Below are 4,162 nucleotides of genomic sequence, written 5' to 3'. Positions count from 1 at the left end.
CCCGGAGGAGGGTTCTTCTTCCTCCTCCGCGGCCGGCCCCGCCGAGTCGGCGAGCGCCCCGGAGTCCGGAGCGGCCACCGACCCGGCCCCCGTTGACGCCGTCGCTCAGAACAGCCGCAGCTTGTCGTCCTCGATGCCCCGCATCGCGTTGTAGTCCAGGACCAGACAGCCGATGCCGCGGTCCGTCGCCAGCACCCGCGCCTGCGGCTTGATCTCCTGCGCGGCGAAGACGCCCCGGACCGGCGCGAGGTGCGGGTCGCGGTTCAGCAGCTCCAGATAGCGCGTCAGCTGCTCCACGCCGTCGATGTCACCGCGCCGCTTCAGCTCCACGGCCACCGTCTGCCCGTTGGCGTCCCGGCACAGGATGTCCACCGGCCCGATGGCGGTGGGGTATTCGCGGCGGATCAGGGTGTGACCCTCGCCGAGGATCTCGATCCGGTCCGCGAGCAGCTCCTGGAGGTGCGCTTCCACGCCGTCCTTGATGAGCCCCGGGTCGACGCCCAGCTCGTACGACGAGTCGTGGAGGACTTCCTCCATCGTGATGATCAGTTTTTCGCCCGCCTTGTTCACCACGGTCCAGACGCCTTCGTCACCGTCGGCGCCCTCCTTCAGGGTGCACGGCGGGGACATCCAGTTGAGCGGTTTGTACGCCCGGTCGTCGGCGTGGATGGAGACGCTTCCGTCCGCCTTCACCAGGATCAGTCGGGGGGCGGAGGGCAGGTGGGCTGTGAGCCGGCCCGCGTAGTCCACGGAGCAACGGGCGATGACGAGACGCATGGTCGGCAACGCTACTCGACGACGGGGGCCCGACGCGATTTCCCCACCCGTCGCCCCCCGTCACTCGGTGCACACCGCGACGCGGCGATGAGGGCTTGCCCCTCTTTGCGCCCCTTCGTTATTGGCCGGTTGTGTTCCCAATCTCCTGGTGCGGCCCCGACTGCGCGCTTACCGTGGAAGCAGGAGGTCGCCGTCCGTGCACGCTGCGTCGTCGCCGCCCCCCTTCCCTGCCCGTAAGGCCCCGGCCATCGCCCGGGGTCGCGAGAGGAGAACCCATGTCGCTCGACGTCTCACCGGCGCTGTTGGAACAGGCCGAGCGAGGCGAGGTCGACGAAGCCGACTTCGTCGACTGCGTCCGGACCTCCCTGCCCTTCGCATGGGAGATGATCAGCTCGCTGGTGGCTCAGCTGAAGGTCGACGGCGGACAGTTCGCCGACAACCAGACGCCGCCGCCGGACGAGCAGGCACGTGGTCAGCTGCTGCGCGCGCTCGCGAGTGATGCGATACGCGGCGCGCTCCAGCGGCACTTCGGAGTGCGCATCGCATTCCAGAACTGCCACCGCGTCGCGGTGTTCCCGCTGGACGCCTCGGTCGACGACCGACTGGCCAAGTTCACCTCGGTGAGGGGCCAGTTGCTCAACCAGTCGCCCGGACTTCGGGACTGCTGAACGCTTCTGCTGCCGTCCCGGGCCGCGGGAGGTGCAACTAGCTCCGGGGCGGCAGCTCCCGCACCACCGCACCACTGGTCCCACAGATCCCAGCTGTTCAGACGGCTCCGAGGAAACACCGGCATGCGCGGGTCAGGTGAGCAGCGGCAGCACGTCGGCGCCGAGCCGCCGGACGTTCTCCTCGGTCGCCGCGAGATCGCCGGACCCCTCCACCAGGAGGGCGAAGCGCGTGATCCCGGTCCGCTCGGCGGTGGCCGCCAGCCGGTCGGCCGCCAGCCGCGGCGGGCCCACCGGGTGCAGCCCGCACAGCAGTTCCGTGTACGCGACCGGGTCCCGCATCACGCGGTGCCTGCCGTCGACCGTGACATGGGCGTCGAGCCCCTGGCGCAGCCAGCCGGGCATCGACTTCACCAGCAGCTCCGTGGCCTCCCCGGCGCCGTCCTCGATCTGGGCCACCCCGGCGGACACATGTGCGGCCCCCTCCGCCACCTCGGGCGGATGGCCGGCCTCCCGGGCGGCCGTCCGCCACAGGGCGACCATCTCCGCCTTCTCCTCGTCCCCGCAGTGCATGCCCAGCAGCATCGGCAGCGCCTGCCGGGCCGCGAGCCGCACGCTCTTCGGCGAGGTGCACGCCACGACGACCTCGGGCCCCGCTCCACCCGGCCCCGCGTCCGCCGGGCACTCCAGCAGCTCGTCCGCGCGCGGCACCACCGCCACCTCGCGAAAGCCGAACCGCTCGCCGCGCCCCGCGACGCGCGGCTCCCGCAGCCAGTCGAGCACCAGGTCCAGCGCCTCGGGGAAGCCGTTCTCGTACGCGTCGAGACCGCCGCCGAACACTTCCAGGTCCACCCACGGACCACCCCGCCCCACCCCGAGCGAGAAGCGTCCGCCGCTGGTCAGGTGCAGCAGCGCGGCCTGCTCGGCGAGCGCGACCGGGTGGTGGTTGGGCAGCACGCTGACCGCCGTGCCGACCCGGATTCTGCGGGTGCGGCCCAGCAGCAGCGCCGCCAGCGTGGTCGCGGACGGGCAGACCCCGTACGGCACGAAGTGGTGCTCGGCCAGCCAGACCGAGTCGAGACCGCTCTCCTCCGCGGCCTCGGTGGACCGGACGGCCCGGTGCAGGGCCTCACCCGGCCCCTGTCCCGGGAACTGGGCTGCCAGAACGAACGTTCCGATGCGCATCGCCTATTGCCTCCTTGCGGCCGACGCGTTTCTCCCCCACCGGCAACAACGTCTGACACGTGCCAAAGGCACGGTCCCGGAGGAAGTTGTTGCGATTTTCCGCTAACTCACCCCACTGCCGAACAGGGCCGCCGGACCGCCCGACCACTGCCCCCGGCGCCAGGCTCTAGGCTTGGACGAAACCGTGTCCGATCCGCCCCGTGAGGTGTCCTGTGTCCCCGCGCCGTAACCGCCCCCGTGGCGGCGAGAGTCCCGACGAACACCCCGGCTCGGCGCCCGGCAGGTACGGCGGGGGAGGGGCCACCGAGAGCTGGCAGGGCGAGGAGTGGTCGGTGCGCCCGGTCAGCGGCGCGAGCGCCCAGGGCAAGCGGTACCGCTGCCCCGGCTGCGACCAGGAGATCCCCTCCGGGGTCCCGCACCTCGTGACCTGGCCCGAGTTCGGCGGCATCGACGACCGCAGGCACTGGCACAAGGCGTGCTGGAACGCGAAGGACCGCCGCACCACCAGGGTGCAGCGGTCCCGGAACGCTCCGCGCCACTGAGGGCGACCGGCCACTCGGACTCCGCCCGATCCTCCAGACGTCGCGCTGCCCCCAGACGTCGCGCGGCCCCTCAGACGTCGCGCCGGTTCAGTATCACGACAGCCCCGCCCAGCGCCGCGGCGGCCAGGCACAGCATCAGCAGCAGCGGCTCCCAGCCGGACGGACCGCTCTCGGTCATCGTCGTGCCGTACAGCCCGCCGATCTGGTTGGGGATCGAGTAGTCGATCAGGAAGCGCTGAAGACCCCGCAAGCTGTCGGCGAACATGAACAGCGCGAGGACCAGGGGCGCCAGTACCACGCCGATCATGATGGTGATCGCGCCCGCCGAGTGCCGCACGATCGCGCCGATCCCGAGCGACAGCAGACCTAGGGCCGCGAGATAGAGCCCGACGCCGGCCGTGGCGAGCGCCCAGTCGCCGCCCGACGCGGAGGGGCCGTCCAGGATCAGGGTCTGGAGCCCCGCCACGACCGCGGCGGTCACCGTCGTGACCGCGAAGGCGAGCGAGGAGAGGACGATCGCCTTCGCCGCGAGCACCCGGACCCGGCTCGGGCAGGCCGTCAGCGTCGTACGGATCATCCCGGTGCTGTACTCGGAACCGATGGTCAGCACACCGAGCGTGATCACGCAGATCGATCCCAGCAGCACCCCGAAGAAGCCGAGGGCCAGGACCGGCTCGCCCGGCATGCCCCCGTTGCTGTCCGCCGCGAGCAGCAGCGCGATGCCCGGCCCGACCGTCAGCATCAGCGCGATCATCACGCCGAGCGTCCATATCGTGGCGCGCACGGAACGGATCTTGGTCCACTCCGAGGCCACCGCGTCGCCGAGGGTGGCGGGCCGGATCGGGATCGGCGACTCGTAGGAGCCCAGCACGCCGGCGTCCGGTGCCTGCTGGTGGGCCCGCGGGGTGGTCGGCGTCGTCATCGGAGGTCCTTGCTCGTCTGCTCTCCGGCCGCGGCGGCGGAAGAGGGCTCGGCTGCGGGGGAGGGCGCAGC

At 71.7% G+C, this 4,162-nt stretch carries 5 protein-coding genes; 2 read left to right on the top strand and 3 right to left on the bottom strand.

Annotation, left to right across the window (positions count from 1 at the left end):
* Positions 1 to 105: 105 nt before the first annotated feature.
* Positions 106 to 777 (bottom strand): endonuclease NucS, encoded by a 672-nt coding sequence (gene nucS, locus HET64_RS37100; RefSeq protein WP_215111636.1) that lies wholly within the window; start codon positions 775 to 777, stop codon positions 106 to 108.
* Positions 778 to 1,052: 275 nt separating this feature from the next.
* Between nucS and HET64_RS37095 the strand changes: the two genes are divergently transcribed.
* On the top strand, positions 1,053 to 1,445 hold the full coding sequence (locus HET64_RS37095) for an SCO5389 family protein (RefSeq protein ID WP_018958973.1): 393 nt from the start codon (positions 1,053 to 1,055) through the stop codon (positions 1,443 to 1,445).
* Positions 1,446 to 1,577: 132 nt separating this feature from the next.
* Here HET64_RS37095 and HET64_RS37090 read toward each other — a convergent pair whose 3' ends face one another.
* Complete coding sequence (locus HET64_RS37090) at positions 1,578 to 2,627, bottom strand: LLM class flavin-dependent oxidoreductase (RefSeq protein ID WP_215111635.1); 1,050 nt, start codon at positions 2,625 to 2,627, stop codon at positions 1,578 to 1,580.
* A 212-nt stretch (positions 2,628 to 2,839) separates the two neighbouring features.
* Here HET64_RS37090 and HET64_RS37085 point away from each other — a divergent pair, with 212 nt between their 5' ends.
* Positions 2,840 to 3,169, top strand: a complete 330-nt coding sequence (locus tag HET64_RS37085; protein ID WP_215111634.1) for an ATP/GTP-binding protein — start codon at positions 2,840 to 2,842, stop codon at positions 3,167 to 3,169.
* A 70-nt stretch (positions 3,170 to 3,239) separates the two neighbouring features.
* On the opposite strand, the gene HET64_RS37080 is transcribed toward HET64_RS37085, so the two are convergent.
* Entirely contained in the window at positions 3,240 to 4,091 is an 852-nt protein-coding gene (locus tag HET64_RS37080) for an ABC transporter permease subunit (RefSeq protein WP_215111633.1), read from the bottom strand.
* Positions 4,092 to 4,162: the final 71 nt, after the last annotated feature.

Origin of the sequence: Streptomyces sp. McG3, from assembly GCF_018619185.1 — a bacterium.
Classification (GTDB): Bacteria; Actinomycetota; Actinomycetes; order Streptomycetales; family Streptomycetaceae; genus Streptomyces.
Note: the sequence above shows the minus strand (reverse complement) of the source record. Positions and strands in the feature narration are given on the sequence as shown.

Coding starts and splice junctions, on each gene's coding strand:
- HET64_RS37080 (WP_215111633.1), bottom strand. CDS start 4,091: ATGACGACGCCGACCACCCCGCGGGCCCACCAGCAGGCACCGGACGCC.
- HET64_RS37095 (WP_018958973.1), top strand. CDS start 1,053: ATGTCGCTCGACGTCTCACCGGCGCTGTTGGAACAGGCCGAGCGAGGC.
- nucS (WP_215111636.1), bottom strand. CDS start 777: ATGCGTCTCGTCATCGCCCGTTGCTCCGTGGACTACGCGGGCCGGCTC.
- HET64_RS37090 (WP_215111635.1), bottom strand. CDS start 2,627: ATGCGCATCGGAACGTTCGTTCTGGCAGCCCAGTTCCCGGGACAGGGG.